Raw genomic sequence first — 23,391 nt, forward strand, 5'->3', positions numbered from 1 at the left:
GATGAACAAAAGCTCTGATCTCCTGCCCGAAGGGCTTGAAGACCGCCTGCCGGCTTCCGCCGCGAGGATCACCCGCGCAATGCGCGCGTGTCTGGATGTGCTGGACGCGCACGGATACGACCGGGTGCGTCCGCCGCTGCTCGAATTCGAACGCACGCTTGCAAGCCGTATGCCTGCCGGGGTGGCGACGCAGCGGTGTTTTCGCTTCGTCGATCCGGTCAGCCTGCGCACGCTTGCGCTGCGCAGCGATATCACCCCGCAGATCGGCCGCATCGCCGCCACCAGCATGGCCAATGCGCCGCGCCCGCTGCGGCTGGCCTATTGCGGTGACACTGCCGTGATCAAGGCCAGCCAGCTCGATCCGGCGCGCGAACGTTTGCAGCTTGGCGGGGAACTGATCGGGGCCGATACCGTCGCCGCGGCGAGCGAGATTGTCACCACCGCGATCGAGACCTGTCAGGCTGCGGGCCTTTCGGGGATTTCGGTCGATTTCACTCTGCCCGACCTCGTAGACACGCTCGCAGCGCAGGATGCGGCGCTGGATGCGGAGACGGTCGAAGCGATCCGGCGCGAACTGGATACCAAGGACGCTGGCGGATTGAAGGCGGTGGGCGGGGCGGATTACCTGCCGCTGCTTTATGCCACCGGCCCCTTTGCCGAGGCGCTTGATGCGCTGCGTGAATTCGACAAGGCCGGGGCACTCACCTCGCGGATCGAAGGGCTGGCGGCGATTGCCGGACGCATCGGAGACAGCGCGCGCATCACGCTCGACCCGACCGAGCGGCACGGGTTCGAATACCAGTCATGGCTGGGCTTCACCCTCTATGCCGAGGGCGTACGCGGCGCCGTGGGCCGGGGCGGAACCTATCGCATCGGCGGCAGCGACGAAGCGGCGACCGGGTTCACGCTCTATCTCGATCGCCTTGCCGAAGGAGCGGCTGAGCCCGACGCGGCGCGCAAGGTCTATCTCGCGCTCGGTCACGATCCCGCCGCCGCTGCCAAGCTGCGCAGCGAAGGCGCGCGGACTATCGCCCAGATCGGCGAAAACGAAGACCCGGCCGCATTGGGCTGCACCCACGTGCTGCGCGGCACGGAGACTGCGCCGCTCTAACCCGTGACCGCGTCCAGAAACGCGATTACCGCCTCGCTTTGCGCGGCGCCTGCTTCGGTGCCCAGTTCACGGTTCATGCGGCTGTGGTCGATGTCGGAGATTGGCACCGCGCTCGCATCCGCCCCTGCCTGCGCCAGTGCTGCGATCAGCGCCTCGGTCTGGCTTTTGGCCATTGCGCGTTCGGCAACATAGAGGCCCAGCCAGTGCGGCGCATCCGGCCCGCCGACATGGGTGATGGGCGAAAGCGCCGCCTGCCGCGCGGGATCCCGCCCGAAGGCGCGGTTGTAGATCTGCCAGACCTGCGGCCCGCCTTCGGCCATATTGGCGGCGACATCGTAGCCCGCCCCGTCAAGCAGCACCACGCCCCGGATCGCGCCAAAGGCATCGCCCGCATATGCCGGATCGGTAGCCAGCAGCGCCGCCAGATGCGCGCCCGCGCTGTGGCCCATCAGCACGATATTGCCCGGATCGAAGCCGATTGCTGACGCCTGCCCCAGCAGTGCGCGCAAGCCTTCGCCAAGATCGGCGGCCTGCTGTTCCACAGTCACATCGGGCACCAGCCGGTATCCGGCGGAGGCGAAGTAATATCCGGCATCGTTGAAGAAGGCGGGCTTGGTCTGCACCGCCTGATGGCTGCCCATCGTCCACCCGCCGCCGTGGATGAAGACCACTAGCGGCAGCGGCTCGACCGCGTCCGCCGGTTCGTAGACATCGACCTGCTGGCGCTGATGTTCGCCATAGATCACCGTGCGATCGGGCTTCGCCAGCGCCTGATAGGGATTGACCAAAGCCGCCGCGCCGCGCGCTCCGCCTGCACCGGACCGGCGTTGCTCCATGCGACTGCGCAATTGCGCGGCGCAATCGCTCGACAATTCGGAGCGCTTCTCGCGCAGGCATTCCCTGATCGCGCCGCGATCCCGCGCCCCGTCCTGCGCGCACAGATCGCGGATTTCCGCTACACATTCACGCGGCAGGCGGTTCTGGCCCTGCGATTGCGCCAACAGCGGCAGGGCGATCATCGCACTGGCAGCAGCGCCAAGCGCCAGAACGGCTGCGGGAAATTTCAGGGGTGAAGACATTCGGCGGGCTCCCACAATTAAGCTGTTATTCACACTCAAAAGATTATAGCCTGACAGGCAATCGAGGTTTCCAGATTTCCGGGTGACGCGCATGATTGATACCAAAGCAACCCTTCTCACCTGTGTCGCAAGCCTTGCGATCATTGCCGCGCCCGCATCGGCCAGCGTCGATGAATACAGCGTGGACGGGGGATCGGTTGCGACAATATCGCTGCAGGTCTGCTCCGCCGAAAGCCAGCTTGCCGTGCGCGGCGACACCGGGACCGATCTCGATTTCGTCCTTACCGATTCCGCAGGCACAATGGTGCATTCGGACGAAGGGGTGGACGATTACCTCAGCATCGTGATCGAGAAAGAGGGCGATGATTGCGCCGCCTATTCGCTCGCCGTGTCGAACCTGGGTGAAGAGGCCAACGCCTTCACTGTCGCGCTCGAACCGATTGTCGAAAGCTCTGTCCGGATCCAGAAATACATCATCCAGGCGAACGAGACGCGCACGCTCGATTTCAAGGCTTGCGGAACTTCTGCCGCGGTGACGGCGCGCGGCGACGGGGATACCGATCTCGATTTCATCATCCGCAATTCGGACGAAGGCGTCGTCCACGAAGACGCGGGCGAAACCGATGAAACCTCCGTCACGCTGGCGGGCCTGCTTTCCGATTGCGAGACGTTCCAGATGGAGGTCGCCAACCTTGGCGATGTCTACAACGCGCTGATGGTGGTGGTGGAGCCCAAGGGCGCTGACCCTGCCCCCTTCGCCGGAACCGCACCGAGCACCACGCTCGAAGGGGTCCGGCTGGCCGATGGCGGCGGGGCTGGCGGCACAGTCACCCTTGCCGAAACCGAAGGCGCGGGCGAATACCGGGCAGAGGCGAATTCGACGCTGAAGGTCAATCTGCCCGTCTGCGGCATGACCCGCATGGAAGTGCGCGGCGATGGCGATACCGATCTCGATTTCACCGTCACCGATGCCGAAGGCACCGTGGTGCATTCCGATGTCGACATGTCCGATGTCACCTTCGCCACGCTCAAGCCGAGCAGCGAGTGCGAGACTTTCGCGGTCGAAGTGTCCAACCTCGGCGATGTCTACAATGTCTTCAACGTCGCGCTGACCGCGGCGGACGCCTTGCGCGGGCCGCTGGGGCCGGGCGAATACCGGGTCAACGCCAATTCCGCGACCAAAGTGGCGCTGCGGGTTTGCGACGTGACTAAGGTGCTGGCGAGCGGCGATGGCGACACCGATCTCGATTTCGATGTCACCGATGCCACCGGATCATCGGTCCATTCGGATTACGACATGACCGATCGCACCAGCTTCACCCTCGATCCCAAGGGTGCCTGTGCCGATTACGCGATGTCGGTCGATAATCTGGGCGACGTTTTCAACACGCTGACGATCGCTTTTGGCGGCGAAGATGCGGTGTTCGCCGGACAGGGCACAGGGGGCAAGGCCAAGCCGGGGGCGGCGACAAGCGATCGCAATATCTCGATCCTCAACCAGACCGGGGAGACGATCAGTTCGATCTTTTGGTCGAATTCCGCAACGCTCGACTGGGGCGATGACAAGCTGGCGGGCAGCGGCGTGCTGGCCGGGGGGCAGCAGTGGAACGTCAATGTCAGCGACGGATCGCAGGCCTGCCTGTTCGATTTCAAGGTGGTGACGCAGAGCGGGCGCGAGATCGAAATGGCGCGGGTGAACGCGTGCGAAACCGCGATGGTGGAATTCGGCGGATAGCGATTGGCCGGGGCGGCGCGCTTCGCGCTTTCCTACAGCGGCATGGCCGGGGCATGATCTGTTGGCGGTCGAAAATCCCGCCAGCATCGGCGTGGAAACGGCAAGGAAACGCAATGGTGATGAAAAGTCACACCCCTTTGGCAATTAAGTTATTTAAATCAGTTGCTTGCCGGGTTCTGAATATTTTTAAAACACCCATTTCACTGTTCCACCTCGCAGCGCACTTGCCCTCCACCGTCCAAGCCCCTAACCCCCGCCCGTTTGTCGAAACTTCAGTGAAAGTGTTTGAATGGCCAACGTCACCGTAATCGGCGCCCAGTGGGGCGATGAGGGCAAGGGCAAGATCGTCGACTGGCTGGCGAGCCGGGCCGATGTCGTCGTGCGTTTCCAGGGCGGGCACAACGCCGGGCACACGCTGGTGATCGACGGCAATGTGTTCAAGCTGTCGCTGCTGCCATCGGGCATCGTGTCGGGCACGATGAGCATGATCGGCAATGGCGTGGTGCTCGATCCGTGGGCGCTGCGCGACGAGGTGACGAAGCTCGAAGGGCAGGGGGTCGTGATCAATGACGATAACCTCGCGATTGCGGACAACTGCCCGCTGATCCTGCCGCTGCACCGCGATCTCGACGGTTTGCGCGAAACCGCTGCGGGCAAGGGCAAGATCGGCACCACCGGGCGCGGGATCGGCCCGGCATACGAAGACAAGGTGGGCCGCCGCGCTATCCGCGTGTGCGACCTTGCCCACTTGGATGATCTGGAGCCGCAGCTTGACCGGCTGTGCGCGCACCATGATGCGCTGCGCGCCGGGTTCGATCAGCCGCCGGTGGATCGCGAGGCGCTGCTTGCCGAACTGCGGGATGTCGCACCGTTCGTGCTGCGGTTTGCGCAGCCGGTGTGGAAACGGCTGAAGAAGGTGCGCAAGGCCGGGGCCAAGATCCTGTTCGAAGGCGCGCAGGGCGTGCTGCTGGATGTCGATCACGGCACCTATCCGTTCGTCACCAGCTCCAACACCGTCAGCGGCACGGCCGCCAGCGGCAGCGGGCTGGGACCCAATTCGACCGGCTTCGTGCTGGGCATTGTGAAAGCTTACACCACCCGCGTCGGCAGCGGCCCGTTCCCGACCGAGCTTGAGGACGAGGTCGGCAAGGGCATTGGCGAGCGTGGCCATGAATTCGGCACTGTCACCGGTCGCCAGCGCCGCGTCGGCTGGTTCGATGCGGTGATCGTGCGCCAGACCTGCGCGATCAGCGGGGTGACGGGCATCGCGCTGACCAAGATCGACGTGCTCGACGGGCTGGAGACGGTGAAGATCTGCACCGGATACCGGCTGCGCGGCAATGTGCTCGACTATCTGCCCAGCCACGCCGGGGATCAGGCCGCGGTGGAGCCGATTTACGAGGAAATGGAAGGCTGGAGCGAAAGCACCGTGGGTGCTCGCAGCTATGCCGATCTGCCCGCCAATGCGATCAAGTATATCCAGCGCATCCAGGAATTGATCGAATGCCCGGTGGCGCTGGTTTCGACTTCGCCCGAACGTGACGACACGATCCTGATGCGGGATCCGTTTGTGGACTGATGCGGGGATGAAGCGGTTCTTCGCCCTGGCGTTCCTGATGCTGCTCGCGGCCTGTGCAGGGCCTCCGGCGCAGGTGGTGGAACGATCGGGGCAGGGCGTCATTCTGCCGCAGGCGCCGGTGCTGCCCGATGTCGCCGCCGGGACGCCGCTGGTCGCCGACTTCCTGCTGGTCGACAAGTCGGATCGCCTGCTGATCGCTTATGCGAAAGGCAAGCCGATCAAGGCCTATCGCGGCTTGCAGTTCGGCGACGCGCCGCAGGGGCACAAACGCTTCGAAGGCGACGAACGCACGCCCGAAGGGCGCTACACCATCGACACGCGCAACCCGCGCAGCAGCTATCACCTGAGCTTGCGCATATCCTATCCCAACGCTGCCGACCGGGCCTATGCCGAAAGCATGGGAAGATCGCCGGGCGGCGACATCTTTATCCACGGCCAGCCCAACGGCCTGCCGATGGGCCGGATGCCCGGCGACTGGACCGATGGCTGCATCGCGCTCAGCAATGCCGAGGTCGAGGAGCTGTGGCAGCTGGTGCCTGACGGGACACCGATCGAGATACGACCTTGACTTGATCCCGTTCTGTTCTACTCTCGTTCTCCTGTTACAGGAGGCGAATCGATGACACAGCTGGACTATCAAGCCGCCGATTTTGACTATGATGGGGCGCAGGACGCGGCGGGAGTTCCGGCGCGAGTGGCAATCTTCGCCGATCGCGCTTCGGTGCGTGGCGAGATCGCGGCGGACCTGGCCGGGGCTGGTTTTCGCACGATTGACGGCGGGGCGGTCGCTTCGCTGCTGGACGGGCCGATTGCCATGCTGGGCGATGTGGTGATGCTCGATTGTCCGGTCGTCGATGGCAAGTCGCTGGCGGCACTGGCGCGGCTGGATATGCGCGCGGCACGCAGCGGGGCGCATCTCATCATATCGACCTCACTCGACGCGCTCGAAGATGTCTTCGCTGCGCTCGACCAGTCTGATCCGCAGATACTCGTGCAACCAAGCCGGGCGGAACGCGTCATCGCGGTGGGCCGGGTGCTGGCTGATATCGCCAACCCGCGCGTGCGGGAGATGACGGAGGTCGATCGCCTCAACCTGCTGCACCTTTCGCGCCAGGTGGAAGCGATCGCGCACAAGCTTGAAGGTCTTTCGGGGCGGGTCGAGACAAGCGAGCCGTCGCAGGGTGCGATGTTCTCGGCACCGGCGCGCGATGATGGCCTGCTGATCGAGCGGGGAGAGGGCAATCGGTTCAACGCCGCTCGCCCGCCGCTGCCCGATCCGCGCCATGTGCGCCGGATCATCTCGGCACGGCAAGCGCGGGCGAAGTTCTTCGATGCCGAATTGTTCGCTGATCCCGCATGGGACATGCTGCTCGATCTGACGGCGGCACAGGCGGAGCATCAGCGTGTCTCGGTGACTTCGCTGTGTATCGCCGCCGGAGTGCCGGCGACGACGGCGCTGCGCTGGATCAAGCAGCTGGTCGATAGCGGCGTGTTCGTGCGGGTCGACGATCCCAGCGACCGCCGCCGCGCATTCATCGGCCTGAGCGATCAGTCAGCGAGCGCGATGGCGCGCTATTTCGCTGAGGTCGAAGCTCCGCTGTTGCAGCAGGCGGCGTGACCCTACCGCTGTGGTGGCTGGCGCAGGACGACGGTTAGACCGCCGCCAGCCTTGGGGCATCGGTTTGATGCTCCCGTCGCAAACGGGCAGTCAGTGTTGGTGCAAACGACCCGTCTCGCATCCGCTCGCGCCCGCGCAAGGATCGTCGCCGGGATATTTGCGTCGGTGCAGACCGTGTCCGCTTCTCCCAGAAGGCGCGCCTGCTTGAGCGTGAGATCGTCCGGATCGGTGCTTGCGAGGCTCAAAACCACCGTCCGATCCGCTTCGACCGAATCCGCGCCGGCAAGCCATTGGTCCACGCGCCCGGCCGAATTGGGATCAAAGGGATCAAGCGCCCCGCCTTCGCTCAAAGCCGCATCCAGAGCCCGACGCCGCTGCCCCGCTTCGGGATAGGCGCTGCGCAGCGCATCGCGCGAAGCAAATAGCCGCGCGGCCAGTTCGCCCAGCGATTGCGGCAACAACCGCTCCAGCCGCAATCGCAGATGTTTGGCCAGCCCCGCCGATGCGCCGCCCGTTGCAACCGCGATCAGCACCGGATCGCGATCGAGAATGCTCGGCGTGGTGAAGTCGCAAAGGTCAGGCCGGTCCACGACGTTCACCAGCAACCCCGCACAGCGCAGGTTGATCGCCGCCACTTCGCAGGCCTTCGCATCGTCAAAGGCGACGAAGGCCAGCCGCACGCCTTCGTCAATCGCGCGCTGCTGATCATCGATCACGATCCCGCCAGCGCGCTCGACCAGCCGCCGCTTGGGCTCTGCCGCATCGCCATCGCCGAGCACCAGAACCGTCTGTCCGGCGATCCGGTGAAAGAGCGGGAGGCTGTGCAGTTCGCTCATGCGAGCCAGTCGGGCACCCGTTCGGCATCCATGATCGAACCGGCATCGATCCGGTCTGCCACCACGGCAAAGCGGTCTTCGTCCACCAGAACCTCAGCCACGAACCCGCGCGAGTTGTAGCTTGATGCCATGGTCGCGCCATAGGCCCCGGCCGTGCGGAACACGGCGAGATCGCCGCTTTGCAAGCGGTCACACTCGCGGCCCATGGCAAAGGTATCGCCCGTCTCGCAGATGGGGCCGACGATATTGGCGGTCATCTGCGCGCCGTCGGGCTGTACCGCTTCAAAACCGTGATAGGCGCCGTAAAGGGCAGGGCGCGCCAGATCGTTCATCGCCGCATCGACGATCACGAATGGATCATTGATCCCGCGCTTGACCCGCACCACCCGTGTCAGCAGCACCCCGGCATTGCCCGCGATCACCCGGCCCGGTTCGAAGATCAGGGTAACGCCCCAGTCTTTAGTCACGCGGGCAACCATCGCACCGTATTCGGACGGCGGGGGCAGCACTTCGCCCTTGCGATAGGGAACGCCCAGGCCGCCGCCCAGATCGACATGGGTGATAACATGGCCCGCGCCGCGCAGGCTCGAAACCAGTTCACCCAGCTTGGCAAAGGCCGTTTCCAGCGGAGCCAGATCACCCAGCTGGCTGCCGATATGCACCGCCACGCCGCGCAGGTTGACGCCCGGTTGCCCGGCCAGCTTGCCGAAAATCTGCCCGGCTTCGTTGATCGGTACGCCGAACTTGTTGTCAGCCTTCCCGGTCGAGATCTTGTCATGCGTCCCGGCATCGACATCGGGATTGATCCGCAGCGCGCATTGCGCCGTCAGGCCCATCTCCGCCGCGATTTCGGCAAGCTCAAGGCCCTCTTCCTCGCTCTCGATGTTGAATTGCCCGATCCCGGCTTGCAGCGCGGCGCGCAACTCCGCCGCAGTCTTGCCGACCCCCGAAAAGACGATCTTCTCCGGGGCAATCCCGGCGGCCAGCGCACGGCGCATTTCACCGACGGAAACCACGTCTGCGCCATAGCCTTGTTTTTGCAGGACCTTGAGCACGGCGAGGTTGGGATTGGACTTCACCGCGAAGGCGATCAGCTTGTCCGGCACACCGTCCAGAGCTTCGCGGAAGACGCGCGCGTGCCGTTCCAGCGTGGCGCGCGAATAGACATAGACGGGTGTGCCGACTGCATCGGCAATATCCGGCAGCGGCACGTTTTCGGCGTGCATGACGCCATTCTTGATCTCAAAATGGTCCATCAGAAACTGGTCTTGGTGTCGTCGATATCATTCCGGCGGCAGGTCGAAGGGGTCGTCCGCCCGTTCTTCTGACCGGCGACGCAATTCCACGCTGCGCTCCGGCGCGGCGAGCGCTTCGAGTTCGAGCAATTGCTCGGCATCGGGACGCGCTCCCTCGCCATAAGGCGCCGGGGGAAGATTGGTTCCCTCCACCGGCTCAAGCGCGGTGCGCGCGCCGCAGGCGGAAAGCGTGGCTCCGGCGATCAGGATCACTGCAAGGCGCATCATTTCTCCGTCCCGGTTTCGCGTGCGAGGCGTTCGCGCGCCTGGGCCACGCGCTGCCTTACCTGATCGGGCGCGGTGCCGCCATAGGAAGCGCGCGCGGCCACCGACGCGTCGATCGAGAGCGCGCCGAACACGCTTTCATTGATGCGCGGGTCAATCGCCTGCAAATCGGCCAGCGCCAGCTCCTCAAGCGAGCAGCCCTTGGCATCGGCCAGCTTCACCGCTTCGCCAGTGATGTGGTGCGCTTCGCGGAAAGGAATGTCGGCGGCGCGCACCAGCCAGTCGGCAAGGTCGGTCGCGGTTGCGTGGCCGGCCTGCGCAGCAGCGCGCATCCGCTCAGCCTTGAATGTGGTCTCGGCGATCATCCCCGTCATCGCGGCGAGCGACAGGTCGAACAGGCCGGCGGCTTCGAACACCGGAGGCTTGTCGTCCTGCATGTCCTTTGAATAGGCGAGCGGCAGGCCCTTCATCGTGATCATCAGCGAAGTCGCTGCTCCGATGATCCGGCCTGAATGCCCGCGCACCAGCTCCGCCGCGTCGGGATTGCGCTTTTGCGGCATGATCGAGGAGCCGGTGGAAAGGCTGTCAGGCAAGGATGCAAAGCCGAAGGGCTGGCTGGCCCACAGGATCAGTTCCTCCGCCAGACGTGACAGGTGGATCGCGCATTGGCTTGCCGCCATCAGGTAGTCGAGCGCGAAATCGCGGTCTGACACGGCGTCGAGTGAATTGCGCGTAGGCTCCCGGAAATCGAGCGCGCTTGCGGTCGCCTGACGGTCCAGCGGGAAGCCTGTCCCCGCAAGCGCGGCGGAGCCGAGCGGGCATTCGTTCAACCGATCCTGCGCCGCGGAAAAGCGCGAAGCGTCGCGGGTCAGCATCTCGAAATAGGCCATCAGGTGATGACCCAGCGTCACCGGCTGAGCGGTCTGCAAATGGGTGAAGCCGGGCATGATCGTGGCGGCGTGTTCATCCGCACGTTCGACCAGCGCGGCCTGAAGCGCGGCAATTCCGGCGAGCGCACGGGCATTCGCGGCGCACACCCACAGCTTGAAATCGGTCGCCACCTGATCGTTGCGGCTGCGCGCGGTGTGCAGCCGCCCGGCGACCGGGCCGATCAGCTCGGTCAGGCGCGCTTCAACGGTCATGTGGATGTCTTCGAGGTCCCAGTCTTCGGGCACGCCGTCGCGCTCGTATTCCTCGGCGATCCGGTCCAGCCCGTCGCTGATCGTGGCCGCGTCCGCCGCCGAAACGATCCCTTGCGCGCCCAGCATCGCGACATGCGCCTTGGACGCGCGGATGTCTTCGCGCCACAGCGCCTTGTCGAACGGGATCGAAGCATTGATCTCGCGCATTATGGCGCTAGGCCCTTCGGCGAACCGCCCGCCCCACATTGAATTTCTGGAGTCGCTCATGTCTCGTTCGATTGCTCTTGCTGCACTTGCGGCTTTCGCCCTTGCGGGCTGCGATAGTGGCGCGGGGGACGCGGCGCAAGAAAGCGCTGCTGTTGATGCGTCAAGCTCGGCTGCGGTCCCGCCACAATTGCCGGGCCAGATGGTACGCGCCTTTGCCGGGACGCCGCTGCCCGAACTGACCCTTAGCGATCCGGAGGGCAATCAGCTGGAACTGGCATCGCTCGATCAGCCGGTGCTGGTCAATCTGTGGGCGACGTGGTGCGTGCCGTGCCGGGTGGAAATGCCTGCGCTGGATGCGCTGGCGGGGCAGATGGAGGGCGAATTGCGGGTGCTCACCATCAGCCAGGACGTGCGCGGGGCAGAGGTGGTTGCGCCGTTCTTTGCCCAGCAGGGGTTCGAGCGGCTTGAACCCTGGCTCGACCCGGACAACGACATGGCGGTAGAATTCTCCGAAGGTGGCCTGCTTCCGATGTCGATCCTGTTCGACGCCGATGGCAAGGAAATCCTGCGGGTCGCGGGCGATTACGAATGGGATAGCGAGGAAGCGATCGCTCAACTGCGCGAGGCGCTGGCCGAAAGCGCTTCGTAATCAGGCACGGTCAGGCCCAGCGGGCCGAGCGGGAAACCGAACAGCCCGCTCATCAATTGCGCCTGTATCCGCGACGTTGGCCAGATCTGCGACAGCGGTGCAAGCAGCCGGTCGCGTATCGCGGGGTGCCAATCGGTGTCCGACTGGTACAGCGGGGTGAACAGCCGCGTGACCCATTGATACAGCCAGACATGATCGCGCCGCCAGCTGACCGCGAGGCGCAGCTTTTCATCCAGGGTACGCCCTTCCTCGATCCCGCGCGCAAGGCCCCAGGCGTCGAGCAGCGCCATGTTGGCGCCCTGACCCAGCTGCGGACTGGCCGAATGCCAGGCATCGCCAATGGCGATCATGCGCTCCCTTGTCGGAGGGTTCTGTGTGCGGTGGGCGTAGATCGCGAAGGTCAATTGTTCGCGCCGTTCGATCCGGTCAAGCAGCACGCCGGTGTCGGGCCACAGCGCGCGGACCTGATCCTTCCATTCGTCCAGCGGGGTGTCAGCCCATGCGGCATAATCGGCGCGCTTCAGCGACCAGAAGAACGCGACTTCGGGGCCGGTTTCGCCCTTGCGCGTCCCGATCGGCAGCACGCCTACCATCTGCGCGGCGCGGCGATACCTTTGTTCGAGCAGATTGCCCGCAAACGGATCGCCGGGCAGGGTAGGCAGGCTCGCCCACAGCGCGCCGAATTCCAGCACGCCCTTGGGCTCGCTGTCGAACACGGTGCGCCAGCCCGTCGCATCAATCACCAGATCGAAGGCCGCAGTCGGTTCGCGAGTGTCGAAAGTCAGCCGGCGCCCTGCCGCATCCAGAGTGCTGCCGGTGACGGCGTGCCCCGTTGCAATCGCGATCCCGCGCGCCTGCGCCGCCTCAAGCAAGACGCCGAAAAGGCTCGCACGGTGGATGCCGATGCCGAACGCGCCCGGCACGCCCAGCTTGGAATAGGGCGCGTCGAGCACCGCCTTGCCGTGCTCCTCCAGCCCCAGCAGCGCATCCACCCGTGCCCCGCGCGCCAGCGTTTCTTCGGCCAGTCCCAGACGGTCCAGCACAGCCATGCCGCTTGGCTGGATCATCAGGCCCGATCCCACCGGGCCGGGTTCGTCGAACTGGTCGAATATGGTGATTTCGTGCCCTTGCGCATCCAGCAGGATTGCCGCGGCGAGCCCGGCCGGGCCGCAACCTGCGATGGCGATGGATAGACGCGTCATGGATAGCGCCATGGCGGATTGCGGAGCTCGCGCCAAGACGGATTTGGCGTTCCGCCTATGCGGTTTTTTCGGTCAGGCTTCGCTGCCGCTTGAGATGGATGCCGACGGGCAGGCAGATCGCTATCAGGGCCAGCATCCACAACCCGCCTGATGGGTCTGCGACGATCACTGCGACGAACAAGCCCACCGTGATGGCAAGGATCAGCGCGGGCAGAACCGGATGCCCGATTGCCCGAAACGGGCGGTGCATATCGGGCCGCTGCCGCCGCAGCGCGAAATAGGCGGCATTGTACAGCACGCCCGCGAAAATGCCCGTCGCCACCTGTATCTTGAATACGAACACATAGGCTCCGCTGAGGATCATCGGCACTGCAAGGCCCGATCCTATCAGCATGGCCACCCACGGCGTTCCGCCCTTGTTGACCTTGAGCGCGCTCTTCAGGAACAGGCGGTCGCGGGCCATGCCGAACAGGATGCGCGGATGGGTCATGGATACCGCGTTGAGCGTCAGCAGCGCCATGACTGCGGCGGCAACCCCTGCCACCTTCACCCCGGCCGGACCGAGCAGGCTTTCGATCATGATCGCGACCGGAAGATCGGAAGAACGCAAGGTCTCGATATCGAGCACGGTGAACACGCAGAGGTTGATGCCGAGATACACCACCAGAATGATCACCGCCGATCGGAAGAAAGCGCGCGGGATGTTCCGGGCCGGGTCCTTGTCCTCCTCGGCGAAGAATGTCGGCCCTTGCCAGCCGTCATAGGCGCCAAGCACGATCTGCAGCGCGGTGATCAGCGCGACCCAGCCGATTGCCGCCTCTGCCGGGGAAGCAGCGGGCAGGGGCTGGCTGGGTGGGGCGGAAGCCGGGTCCATGATCAGCGCCGCGACGATCACCCCGCCCAGAAGGGCAAGCTTGATCGACAGGCCGACAATGTTCGAGATGCGCCCTTCTTCGACGCCGAACAGGTTCAGCACGGTGACCGCGCCGATCGCGGCAAGGGCCAGCGGGACTGTATAGCCCTGCAACGAGGGGATAGCGATGGCGAGGAATTCCACGAAGGCGAGGGCTAGCGCGGCAGCCCCCGCGACATATCCGGCCCAGATAGCCCATCCTGCCAACAGGCCCATCCCGTCACCGAATGCCTCGTGCACCGGCACATAGATCCCGCCAGCGCGGGGCAGTGCGGTCGTCAGCTCCGAGGCGACATTGACCGACAGCAGGACGTAAATCCCTCCCAAGGCCCATAGCAGCATGGCGATCCAGAACACCGGCACTTCGTTGGCGACAACGCCGGGCGTGCGCAGAATGCCTGCGCCGATCACCGATCCGGCCATGATGGCGATGGCAAATGGCAGGCCCAGCCGCTTCTGAAGCTGGCCCGAAGTCGCTTCTTCGCTCATGCAGACGCCGGCTCGCCGGCCTCCGATTGGTGGGCAGTTTTCAAACGGTCTCGGGATGCGCAGCGGGCGGGTTCCGGTTGCACCATTTTCCCCACCCCCTTGAATGGTAGAACCCCGGTGAGCGGCCGGGTCGCATTACCGTCCACCGGGGTTCAATCGGTCTGAGCCCTCCCCCAAGGGCGCAGAGCACGAAGGACAAGATTCGCCTGTCGCCGCCAGCGCATATTGCCGGAGCGGGTTCGGTGTCAGCTTGTCCAGAACGTTGCCGAATAGATGCGGCCTAATCCACCCTTCGGTCAAGCGGCAAGAGCGTCAAAAAAGCGTCAAAATGCCAGATTTCCGGGCGTTTCAGGCCGTGTGCGGGTCGGCAGGAATGAGATCGGGCCAGCCGAAACGATCCCACGCCTCGACCAGGCCGATCCTTTCGGCGAAGGCCATGAAATCGGGGTGGCGGATGGTGCGGTTGATCGGGTCGATATCGATCCAGAGGTTCATGAGGCCAAACATGTTGGCCGGATGGATGCGCTCGGAATAGATCTTCATGACAAGATCGCTGTGGCCCATGAAAATCGCTGGGAAGACGATGGTGGAATCATAGGGATCGGGCATCGTTGCATGCAGTCCGTCGAGCATCTGGCAATGGGCCACTCGGTCAGCCTCGTTCCCGCTGTAGATACCACGCGCCGCGAAGGCGAAATAGGCATCGCGCGCGGCATCATCCATCGGAGGCATGCCGGGCGGCCGCATCAGGGTTGAGCCGAGATAGACGCGCGTATCGAAATGGCTCTTCATCGCCGCTTCGTGATCGCCGGCAACAAGATGCGCGAGCGCGAGCCAGACTGTCGGGGCACCCATATCGGCCATGCGCTGTCCCGCTTTCAGAGCCTTTTCAACCTCGCCAAGGCTCAGGTAGGCGGACGTCAGCATGGCGTAGTTGCGGGGATAGGCTGGATCGCGATCCACCGCTTCCTCAACATATGGCAGCGCTTCGCGAGCCTTTCCGAGATAGAGCAGGCACGATCCGAGCCGGGAGCAGACATCGGCATCGTTGGGATCGCGGGCATAGGCCTCGAACGCCATTTCCAGCGCGCGGGCGGGATTGAACCGGGTCCATTCGTCGATGCCGAGGATCGAGAATGCGTGCCCCTGGCCGGGATCGAGCGCGATGGCGCGCTGTGCGCAGCGAGCGGCTTCGGCTGATTCCTCAACCCGTTCGAGGCTGGGGGTGATCGCCGCCGTCATGATGTGCGCATTGGCGAGAGCGGTCCAGCATTCGGCGAATTCCGGGTCGATCTCCAATGCTTGCTTCAGGAATTCGATCGCCTTTTCGAACGCCCCTTCAACCCCGATGCGCTGGCTCATCGCGCGCGCCTGAAGGAACAGGGCGTAGGCTTCGCGGCGCTGGTCATCCGGCGCGACGGGGCGGGTGATGCGGCAAGGCCCAAGGCGCGGCAGATCGCCGCAATGATATTGGCGCTGATCACCTTGCGCGATTCGAAGAAGTCCTCGACCGAACCGGTCAGCCGGTCCGACCAGACCTGTGTGCCTGTTTGCCCGCTGATGAGCGCAATGCGGACTTCGACCCCGTGTTCGTCCCGCCGAACTTCGCCCTCGATCAGGTGGGACACCCCAAGGTCGGAAGCGATCTCTGGCAGGGTCCGGCCCTTTTCGGTCATGGCCGCCACCGAAGTGCGCCCGGCCACGGCGATGCCCTGGATCCCGGCCAGCCGGTCTGTCAGTTCATCGACAATGCCGTCAGCCAAAAAGAGCTGGCCGCCGACGCTGTCGAATTGTCCGAATGGCAAGACCGTGATCGTGGTCTGGTCGGCGACGCGATTGAATGTCCGATAGGACGGGAAACGCGCCCTTGCCGCCTCAAGCAGGCGCTCGCGACCGGTCTTCGATGTGTTCTGGATGGCTTGGGACAGAGCGGCCCGCAACCGGGCATCGACGTGATCCCGCCTTGTGGTGATCCATTCGTCAAACTCGGCGTTGAGCGGCGGCCCCTGAAGCAGCGGTCGATTGCCGATTTCGAGCAGGAATTCGATCGCAGCCTGCGGATCGCCAGAGGAAAGCGCGGCTTCGAGATCGAACAGGTCGCAGGCAAGGCTTCCCGGCGCGAGCGCCACTTCGGCGCGTGACACCATGAGATTATCGATCCGGTGCTCCGCCAGCTTGCGCTTCAGATCGAGCAGGCATTGGCGCAGGCTGGCCTTGGCTTGCGGAAGGAAGCGATCGGGCCACAGCAGCCGTGCCAGCGATTCGCGATCGATCGCTTGATCGGGTTCAAGGAAAAGGATCGCCAGCAACAGGCTTGCGCGCCGGTTGCTCAAGAGGATCGGTTCGCCATCGGCTGCTTCAAGCCGGAATTCGCCGAATAGACTTGCCTTCAACGATCCCTGCGCTGCCACAGCAGCATTCGCATATCCCAAGATGCACTACTCCCCGGGGCGCAGACTACATCCAAAACGCCGCAATGCAATCGAGCATGGTAAACGCTGGCGCGCGGCAGTGCCCGCCGGGCTTGCGGCTCGAATCTGGTCTGCATCTTTTTTCGGATGGAGTGCGGAATGGTGGGCGATGACAGGCTCGAACTGCCGACCCTCTCGGTGTAAACGAGATGCTCTACCAACTGAGCTAATCGCCCGCTTCCGTCTTGCGGAGAAGCGCTATCTAGCGCCAAAAAGTTCAAAATCAATTGCGCATGTGGTGTGAAATGCATTCGCTCGCTAAAGGCGCGGGCGATGAGCGCGCAAAAACTCCTTGTCCTTGGCACTGGCGGAACGATCGCCGGTTCGGCTGCGTCGGCGACGGGGCAATCCTATGCCGCGGGCGAAATCTCGCTCGACGCGATGATCGCGGATATTCGCGGGCTTGGCCTGACGGTCGAACTGGTGCCCAAACCCATCGCCCGGATAGGGTCGCAGGACATCGGGTGGGAACAATGGGACGCGCTGCATAAGGAGATCATCGCCGCTCAGGCCGATCCCGCAATTGCCGGAGTGATCATCACCCACGGCACCGATACGGCCGAGGAAACCGCCTTTCTGCTCGATCTGACGCTGGATGCAGGAAAGCCGGTGGTGATGGTGGGGGCGATGCGTCCGGCCGATGCCGTTGGCAGCGACGGGATGCGCAATCTCGCCAATGCAATCCGCGTCGCGAGCGATCCGAAGGCGCAGGATCGCGGCGTGATGGTGGTGATGGGCGACACCGTCTTTGCCGCGAGCGATGTGCGCAAGGCGGCGACTTCCAATATCGACGCGTTCAAGGGCTATCCGCGCGGGCCGATTGCGCGGGTGACGCCGTCCAGCCTCGACTGGTTCGCACCCGCTCACCGGGTCGGCAGCACGGCGCGCTTTCAATGGCCCGAGGCTCTGCCCCGCGTCGCGATCCTGACAGCTGGAGCGGGGATGGATGCGATGCCGGTCAAGGCGCTGCTGGGGATCGGGTGCAGGGGTATCGTCATTGCCGGGATGGGGCAGGGCAACGCCCCGCGCGTGGTGCTGGACGCGCTCGCAGAGGCGGTGCGCGACGGAGTGCCGGTGGTGCGATCATCGCGTGTCGATGAAGGCATGGTGGATCGCAATGTCGAGGTTGATGACGATGCCTACGGCTTCGTCGCTGCCCGCGCGCTTGGCCCGGCAAAATCGCGCATATTGCTGATGCTGCTGATCGCCAGTGGGATCGCTGATGCGAAAGCGGTGCAGGCGGCGTTTGACGGCGACTGATGCGAGAGGCGGTCTTGGCTCGCCATCAGATCCTCAGTCCCGTCGCTGTTCCGCATAAATCAAGGCAGCGGCGCCGCGCACAAAGGCGTCCCAATTGACCAGCTTCGTCGCGAGGCCTCGTGATGACTCGTGCCCGGTCGCAAAAAAGGTCCAACGGGTGATGATCTGGTCACCGTTATTCAGAAACGAACGGCCGTGGATATCGCGCCTGTTCAATTGGTTGACCAATTCCAGCAGCTCCTCGCGGCTCTTTCCTTCGGGCTTGAGCAGGTTCACGATGATCGACAGCGTGCGGCAATTGCTTGAAGTCGCCCTGTCTTCGCAGTTTTGCAGTTGCGCATTGGCTTCCAGACCATTCGGCAAGGTCAAAGTGAAGCCGTCATCGGTTTTCTTTACGTCAAGCGGGGGACGGAGCAGGCTGATGGCGTTGAGAAAATCCTGCTCTGACACAACACTCAAGGGATCGTTTGCCGATTGAGCTGCTGCCTGAACAGGCAATACTGCAAAACAGGCTGCAACCATCAGATGCAACGCCGCTTGTCTTGGGTATTTCATGAACTGCACCTCCCTATTCGCCATGTTAGCGGCAATTTTGTCCGGGAAACAAGGGAGGTGGTCTCATGCGGGCAACGGGTCCCCGCGCGATACGAGGACCCCTCCCGATTTCGTCAGCCCCAGGGCGTGACGAGATATTTCTCGCCGGTTTTCATCTGGCGATAATCGCTGATCGCTTCCTTGGTCAGCATTTCCTCAAGATTGACCTTGGCCTTATAATGGCTGGCGAATGTGGTGGTGAGGTTCTGCTGCACGCGGGTGCGCATGCGGATCACGGTTTCCATCCCCGCTTTCTGCAGGAACGGGGTAAGCAGCCAGCCCTGCACGCGCCATTGCAGGCCGTATGACGGGGTCAGGATCGTCGGCCCCAGATCAAGCCGCCCGTACATGTACATCGACTTGTCCTGATTGGAGCCATAGCGCGAATATTCGCTCATCTGCGACGCGGCGACCTGTTCCATCGCCTTGAGCACGTGATCGGTGTTCTGCCCGCCGCCGATCGGATCGAAGCCGAGGAAGGCGCCGGTTTCCGCGATCGCAGCGCGCAGATCGGCCATGTAACTGTCGGCAGAAGAATTCACGACATACTGCGCGCCCGCCGCCTTCAGCATGTCGACGTGCTCCTGCTTGCGCACGATGTTCACCAGCTTCATCCCGTCTTCGATGCAGATGCGGTTGAGCATCTGGCCAAGGTTCGAAGCAGCGGCGAGGTGGACGATGGCATCGTGGCCTTCCATCTTCGCGGTTTCGACGAAGCCCAGCGCCGTCATCGGGTTGACGAAGCTTGACGCGCCGACTTCGGAAGAATGTTCGCCCAGCGGCAGACACATCATCGCATCGGCAATCGCGTACTGGCTGAAGGCGTTGCCGGGGACGCAGGCGACACGCTGGCCCATCAGCGCCTTGGCCATGTCGGAATCGCCGGTCGCGATCACCGTGCCTGCGCCTTCGTTGCCGGCGGGCAGGCGCTGGCCGTGGCGGTTCTTCTGCCCGGTCAGGAACGGTTCGGGCATATTCGCCACCACCTTGCCATGCGAATATTCGGCATTCTCGAAATCGGCCGCGCTTGTCAGGATGGCGAGGTCTGACGGGTTGATCGGCGCGGCTTCCATCTTCACCAGCACCTGATTGCCGGTGGGGGCGGGGAAGCTTTCCTCGCTTACTTCAAGCGTCAGCTTTCCGTCTGCGGTGAGCGTGGTGAACAGCTGTTTGCCGGTGGTTGTCATGCGGATTCCTCTCTTATTCGGGGTAGATTGCTTCGACGAAGTAGAGCCCATGGGGCGGTGCGTTAAGCCCCAATTCGGCGCGATCCTTTGCGGCGAGTGCCTGTGCCATGCGTTCGACCGGCCAGCTGCCAGCGCCAACCAGTTTGAGGCACCCTACCATGCTGCGCACCTGATGGTGCAGGAAACTGCGCGCGGCGGCATGAATGTGGATTTCAGGGCCGAAATCGGTCTCCACCTGTTCGACATCAAGCCGGTCGAGCGTCTTGACCGGATCGGCGGCCTGACAATGGACGGATCGGAAGGTCGTGAAATCGTGGCAGCCGACCAGCGCCTGCGCGGCGTGGTGCATCGCCTGAGTGTCGAGTTCATGCGCCACCTGCCACGCGCGGTCCCGCATCAGCGCAAGCGGGGCGCGGCGGTTGACGATGCGATAGAGATAGCGCCTGCCTGTGCAGGAAAAGCGCGCGTGCCAATCGTCGGCCACGATTTCGCAGGCGTTGATCGCGATCGGATCGGGGCGCAGATGCGCGTTCAGCGCTTCCATCAGGCGGAACGGATCAATATCCTTTTCCAGATCGACATGGCTGCGCATCGCCAGCGCGTGAACCCCGGTATCGGTGCGGCCCGCGCTGTGGAGGATGGCTTTCTCCCCCGTAATCCGCTCCAGCGCCTCTTCGATGGCCTGCTGCACGCTCGGCCCATGCTTTTGCCGCTGGAGGCCCTGAAACGGCGTGCCGTCAAATTCGAAGGTGAGCGCGAAACGGGTCAAGAAAGCTTCGTCCCTGCCGCCACCGGTCGCCCGCGGAGGAAATCCGCAAGGTCCATCGCCGGTTTGCCCGCGCGTTGCAGGCGCAAAGGGCGCAAGGCTTGCTCGCCGCAGGCGATGGTGAAGCCGTCGTCCAGCACCGTCCCTGCCTCGCCTGACCCTTCCGCCTCTTCAGCCAGCAGCAGCTTCACCCGCTCGCTCTCCGCCCCGTTGGCGATCTCGAACCAGGCACCGGGGAAGGGGGCTAGGCCGTGGATGTGGCGTACGATTTCCGCCGCAGGCCGGGCCCAGTCGATCCGCGCCTCTGCCTTGTCGATCTTGGCGGCATACGTCGCGGCTTCGTCCTCCTGCCGGATGGGCGGGAAGGCGGGCAGATCGGCCAGCACACGCACCATCGTCGCCGCGCCCAGTTGGGCCAGTTCGACAGTGAGTTCGCCCGTGGTCTTTGACCCTATCGGCGTGGTGACTATGTTCAGCATCGGGCCGGTATCCAGCCCCGCTTCCATCTGCATGATCGTGACGCCGGTTTCCTCGTCCCCCGCCATCACCGCGCGGTGGATCGGCGCCGCCCCGCGCCAGCGCGGCAGGATCGAGGCATGGATGTTGAGACAACCGTGCACCGGCGCATCCAGCACGGCTTGCGGCAGGATCAGGCCGTAGGCGGCAACCACCGCGACATCGGCGTTGAGCGCGGCGAATTCGGCCTGCGCCTCTTCGTTACGCAGGCTTTTGGGCGTGCGCACCTCGATCCCCAGTTCTTCCGCCTTGGCGTGGACAGGCGAAGGGCGCAGCTGCTTGCCCCGGCCCGAACGGCTGGGCGGCTGCGAATAGACGCAGAGGATTTCATGCCCGGCCGCGTGCAGCGCAACCAGTGCAGGCACCGCGAAATCGGGCGTTCCCATGAATACTATCTTCATTTTTGGACGCATGATTTGGTCGCGGCTCTTCCTTGGCTTCGCGACTGCCCCTATCTCTCCCCCCATGGCATCGCAAGAGATCGAAGCACTATCATCGGCATTGGCCCGGCTTCCCGGCCTCGGGCCGCGCAGCGCGCGGCGGGCGGTGCTGTGGCTGGTGAAGAACCGCGAATCCGCGCTCCCCGCTTTGCTGGAGGCGCTGGATGCGGTGTCGCAGACGCTGGTCGAATGCGAAACCTGCGGCAATGTCGACACGATCAACCCCTGCGGCATCTGCGCCGATCCGCGCCGCGATGCGCGTGCGCTGTGCGTGGTGGAGGACGTGGCCGACCTGTGGGCGCTCGACCGGGCAAAGCTGTTTCGCGGGCGCTACCACGTGCTCGGCGGCAAGCTCTCGGCGCTCGACGGGATCGGGCCGGAAGATCTCAACATCGTGCAGTTGATGGAGCGGGTATCGGACGGTGCGGTGGACGAGGTGGTGTTGGCGATGAACGCCACGCTCGAAGGGCAGACCACCGCCCATTACCTTGCCGAACGGCTGGAGGAGCACAAGGTCCGCATCACCCAGCTTGCCCACGGCCTGCCGGTGGGCGGGGAGCTCGATTATCTTGACGAAGGCACGCTGGCGCAGGCGCTGCGGGCGCGGCGGCCGGTCGAATAGCGCGCGGGCTGCGCGCGTCACTTGTGGTTTCGCGCGGCGCGCACTAAATTGCGCGCATGGCTATCCGTGAAATCCTCGAAGTGCCGGACCCCCGGCTCAAGACCATCTCGACCCCGGTTGAACCGCATGAGTTCAACGACGATCTGCGCACGCTTGTCTCCGACATGTTCGAAACCATGTACGATGCGCCCGGCATCGGGCTTGCCGCGATTCAGGTCGGCGTGCCCAAGCGGGTGCTGGTGATCGACTTGCAGCCCGACGATCCGGACGCCGAGCCGGTCGAGTGCCATCATGACCATGGCGATCACGGCCACTCTCACACGCATCAGCCGACCAAAAAGGAACCGCGCGTCTTCATTAACCCGGTGATCGCGGACCCGGCGGCCGAACAATCGACCTTCAACGAAGGCTGCCTGTCGGTTCCCGAAGTCTACGCCGATGTGGACCGCCCGGCATCCTGCACGGTGCGCTATCAGGACCTCGACGGAAACCACCACGAGGAACACCTCGAAGGGCTGTTGGCGACCTGCCTGCAACACGAGATGGACCACCTCGAAGGCATCCTTTTCATCGACCACCTTTCGCGCCTGAAGCGTCAGATGGTGCTGAAAAAGCTGAAGAAGATCCGCCAGGCGGCGTAGTTTTCCGCAGGTGAAGCGGCTTTCGGTGAGCTTGGAGGAGTTTAGGGACCTCTCCTGCGCCCAATTGCTTGCCCGATACGAAAGCCTTTGCGATCTCCATCCATGGCCCGAGGCGCGCGCGGAGCTTGGTCGGGCGTTGCGGGCGGAGGGGCTGGACCTCGCCTTCTGGACATATGAATCGCGCCAGTCGTCCAGCTTTGGGCGCAAGGATGAGAAGCGCGAACCGGTGCTGCACCTGAATTTCCGCACCACCGCAGCCCTCAGGGCCGAACAGGGCATCGATCCGCACAGGGGCAATTGGGATGATGGCTGGGTGCGCACCGACACGCTGAGGGACATGGCGAATTCTATCCTTGCCCGGCATGGACTGCCCGAGGATTTCTGCTCCCCGCAAAGCTTCATCTTCCCGTTGTCGTGGGAGGAAACCTGCTGGCACAAGATCGCGGTAGAAAGCGAACCCTCGGTAAAATCGCTGGTGACGAAGCTGGTGCTCGGGCGCTGGCATGGGCTGCTGCCGGGAAACAAACACTATCCGTCTGTCTACAGCGGCTCCGCATGGGACGAACCCGCTCCCGGCGCGTTCAATATCGTGTTCGAGCGCAAGGAACAGATGGAACGCGCTCAAGACATGATTGACGAAATCGCCGCCGGCTGTCGCGATATCCTGCGGCGGGGACGCCATGACGGGTATATCGAGAACTTCGATGTCGCCATCCGGCTGTGGTGCCGGGGCATGGACATGCCACCGCTTTATCGACGCGACTGAAACGGGCGGGCGGTCCGCCGAGCTTTTCGGGGATATCCAACACGGGAC

Annotated in this window: 23 protein-coding genes and 1 tRNA gene; 10 read left to right on the forward strand and 14 right to left on the reverse strand. The window is 64.0% G+C overall.

The window, feature by feature from the left end:
• The first annotated feature begins 1 nt into the window (after window position 1).
• On the forward strand, window positions 2-1,111 hold the full coding sequence (locus L1K66_RS07085; protein WP_252260231.1) for an ATP phosphoribosyltransferase regulatory subunit: 1,110 nt from the start codon (window positions 2-4) through the stop codon (window positions 1,109-1,111).
• On the opposite strand, the gene L1K66_RS07090 is transcribed toward L1K66_RS07085, so the two are convergent.
• Window positions 1,108-2,190 carry an alpha/beta hydrolase gene (locus L1K66_RS07090; RefSeq protein ID WP_252260232.1) on the reverse strand — a complete coding sequence of 361 codons (1,083 nt, stop codon included), beginning with the start codon at window positions 2,188-2,190 and terminating at the stop codon, window positions 1,108-1,110. The two genes, L1K66_RS07085 and L1K66_RS07090, sit on opposite strands and share 4 nt — an antisense overlap.
• Before the next feature lie 91 nt (window positions 2,191-2,281).
• On the opposite strand from L1K66_RS07090, the gene L1K66_RS07095 reads away from it, so the two are divergent.
• The 4 genes from L1K66_RS07095 to L1K66_RS07110 all read left to right on the forward strand — a co-directional run bounded on the left by L1K66_RS07095 (window position 2,282) and on the right by L1K66_RS07110 (window position 7,122).
• A complete protein-coding gene (locus L1K66_RS07095) occupies window positions 2,282-3,925 on the forward strand; it encodes a hypothetical protein (RefSeq protein ID WP_252260233.1) in 1,644 nt (547 codons plus the stop codon).
• A 289-nt stretch (window positions 3,926-4,214) separates the two neighbouring features.
• Complete coding sequence (locus L1K66_RS07100; RefSeq protein ID WP_034952548.1) at window positions 4,215-5,504, forward strand: adenylosuccinate synthase; 1,290 nt, start codon at window positions 4,215-4,217, stop codon at window positions 5,502-5,504.
• Between the two features lie 7 nt (window positions 5,505-5,511).
• Complete coding sequence (locus L1K66_RS07105; protein ID WP_252260234.1) at window positions 5,512-6,072, forward strand: L,D-transpeptidase family protein; 561 nt, start codon at window positions 5,512-5,514, stop codon at window positions 6,070-6,072.
• Between the two features lie 51 nt (window positions 6,073-6,123).
• A complete protein-coding gene (locus L1K66_RS07110) occupies window positions 6,124-7,122 on the forward strand; it encodes a MarR family transcriptional regulator (protein ID WP_252260235.1) in 999 nt (332 codons plus the stop codon).
• A gap of 2 nt (window positions 7,123-7,124) precedes the next feature.
• On the opposite strand, the gene L1K66_RS07115 is transcribed toward L1K66_RS07110, so the two are convergent.
• Genes L1K66_RS07115 through argH form a run of 4 tightly spaced genes read right to left on the reverse strand, consistent with a single transcriptional unit; the run spans window position 7,125 to window position 10,887 of the window.
• Window positions 7,125-7,958 (reverse strand): precorrin-2 dehydrogenase/sirohydrochlorin ferrochelatase family protein, encoded by an 834-nt coding sequence (locus L1K66_RS07115; RefSeq protein WP_252260236.1) that lies wholly within the window; start codon window positions 7,956-7,958, stop codon window positions 7,125-7,127.
• On the reverse strand, window positions 7,955-9,214 hold the full coding sequence (lysA, locus tag L1K66_RS07120; RefSeq protein ID WP_252260237.1) for a diaminopimelate decarboxylase: 1,260 nt from the start codon (window positions 9,212-9,214) through the stop codon (window positions 7,955-7,957). Before lysA ends, L1K66_RS07115 begins: the two co-directional genes overlap by 4 nt.
• A 27-nt stretch (window positions 9,215-9,241) precedes the next feature.
• A complete protein-coding gene (locus L1K66_RS07125; protein ID WP_407931990.1) occupies window positions 9,242-9,478 on the reverse strand; it encodes a hypothetical protein in 237 nt (78 codons plus the stop codon).
• A complete protein-coding gene (gene argH, locus L1K66_RS07130) occupies window positions 9,478-10,887 on the reverse strand; it encodes an argininosuccinate lyase (protein WP_252260239.1) in 1,410 nt (469 codons plus the stop codon). The genes L1K66_RS07125 and argH overlap by 1 nt, the downstream gene beginning before the upstream one ends.
• Between argH and L1K66_RS07135 the strand changes: the two genes are divergently transcribed.
• Window positions 10,886-11,476 (forward strand): TlpA family protein disulfide reductase, encoded by a 591-nt coding sequence (locus tag L1K66_RS07135; RefSeq protein WP_252260240.1) that lies wholly within the window; start codon window positions 10,886-10,888, stop codon window positions 11,474-11,476. The two genes, argH and L1K66_RS07135, sit on opposite strands and share 2 nt — an antisense overlap.
• Here the strand turns inward: L1K66_RS07135 and L1K66_RS07140 are convergent.
• From L1K66_RS07140 to L1K66_RS07160, 5 genes are all read right to left on the reverse strand, one after another.
• The gene (locus L1K66_RS07140; protein ID WP_252260241.1) at window positions 11,440-12,678 is read right to left on the reverse strand and encodes an FAD-dependent oxidoreductase; all 1,239 of its coding nucleotides are present in this window, start codon (window positions 12,676-12,678) and stop codon (window positions 11,440-11,442) included. The genes L1K66_RS07135 and L1K66_RS07140 overlap by 37 nt on opposite strands.
• Window positions 12,679-12,733: 55 nt before the next feature.
• On the reverse strand, window positions 12,734-14,080 hold the full coding sequence (locus tag L1K66_RS07145) for an APC family permease (RefSeq protein ID WP_252260242.1): 1,347 nt from the start codon (window positions 14,078-14,080) through the stop codon (window positions 12,734-12,736).
• Window positions 14,081-14,428: 348 nt separating this feature from the next.
• Complete coding sequence (locus L1K66_RS07150; protein ID WP_252260243.1) at window positions 14,429-15,442, reverse strand: tetratricopeptide repeat protein; 1,014 nt, start codon at window positions 15,440-15,442, stop codon at window positions 14,429-14,431.
• Window positions 15,439-16,512: a hypothetical protein gene (locus L1K66_RS07155; protein ID WP_252260244.1), complete on the reverse strand. Its 1,074-nt coding sequence runs from the start codon at window positions 16,510-16,512 to the stop codon at window positions 15,439-15,441. The genes L1K66_RS07150 and L1K66_RS07155 overlap by 4 nt, the downstream gene beginning before the upstream one ends.
• 139 nt (window positions 16,513-16,651) lie before the next feature.
• Window positions 16,652-16,727: transfer RNA gene (locus L1K66_RS07160), tRNA-Val, on the reverse strand.
• A gap of 97 nt (window positions 16,728-16,824) precedes the next feature.
• Between L1K66_RS07160 and L1K66_RS07165 the strand changes: the two genes are divergently transcribed.
• Entirely contained in the window at window positions 16,825-17,811 is a 987-nt protein-coding gene (locus L1K66_RS07165; protein WP_252260245.1) for an asparaginase, read from the forward strand.
• A gap of 33 nt (window positions 17,812-17,844) precedes the next feature.
• Here L1K66_RS07165 and L1K66_RS07170 read toward each other — a convergent pair whose 3' ends face one another.
• From L1K66_RS07170 to fmt, 4 genes are all read right to left on the reverse strand, one after another.
• Window positions 17,845-18,366 carry a YbjN domain-containing protein gene (locus L1K66_RS07170; protein ID WP_252260246.1) on the reverse strand — a complete coding sequence of 174 codons (522 nt, stop codon included), beginning with the start codon at window positions 18,364-18,366 and terminating at the stop codon, window positions 17,845-17,847.
• A 113-nt stretch (window positions 18,367-18,479) separates the two neighbouring features.
• Complete coding sequence (locus L1K66_RS07175) at window positions 18,480-19,592, reverse strand: zinc-binding dehydrogenase (RefSeq protein WP_252260247.1); 1,113 nt, start codon at window positions 19,590-19,592, stop codon at window positions 18,480-18,482.
• Between the two features lie 13 nt (window positions 19,593-19,605).
• Window positions 19,606-20,361 carry a tRNA pseudouridine(38-40) synthase TruA gene (gene truA / locus L1K66_RS07180; protein ID WP_034952591.1) on the reverse strand — a complete coding sequence of 252 codons (756 nt, stop codon included), beginning with the start codon at window positions 20,359-20,361 and terminating at the stop codon, window positions 19,606-19,608.
• Window positions 20,358-21,275, reverse strand: coding sequence for a methionyl-tRNA formyltransferase (fmt, locus tag L1K66_RS07185; protein ID WP_252260248.1), 918 nt, complete (start codon window positions 21,273-21,275; stop codon window positions 20,358-20,360). Before fmt ends, truA begins: the two co-directional genes overlap by 4 nt.
• Window positions 21,276-21,339: 64 nt before the next feature.
• Here fmt and recR point away from each other — a divergent pair, with 64 nt between their 5' ends.
• Genes recR through L1K66_RS07200 form a run of 3 tightly spaced genes read left to right on the forward strand, consistent with a single transcriptional unit; the run spans window position 21,340 to window position 23,343 of the window.
• A complete protein-coding gene (recR, locus tag L1K66_RS07190; RefSeq protein WP_252260250.1) occupies window positions 21,340-21,936 on the forward strand; it encodes a recombination mediator RecR in 597 nt (198 codons plus the stop codon).
• 56 nt (window positions 21,937-21,992) lie between these two features.
• Entirely contained in the window at window positions 21,993-22,577 is a 585-nt protein-coding gene (gene def, locus L1K66_RS07195; protein WP_252260251.1) for a peptide deformylase, read from the forward strand.
• A gap of 31 nt (window positions 22,578-22,608) precedes the next feature.
• The gene (locus tag L1K66_RS07200) at window positions 22,609-23,343 is read left to right on the forward strand and encodes a hypothetical protein (RefSeq protein WP_252260252.1); all 735 of its coding nucleotides are present in this window, start codon (window positions 22,609-22,611) and stop codon (window positions 23,341-23,343) included.
• Window positions 23,344-23,391 lie beyond the last annotated feature (48 nt).

It is taken from the genome of Erythrobacter aurantius (assembly GCF_023823125.1).
Taxonomy (GTDB): Bacteria; Pseudomonadota; Alphaproteobacteria; order Sphingomonadales; family Sphingomonadaceae; genus Erythrobacter; species Erythrobacter aurantius.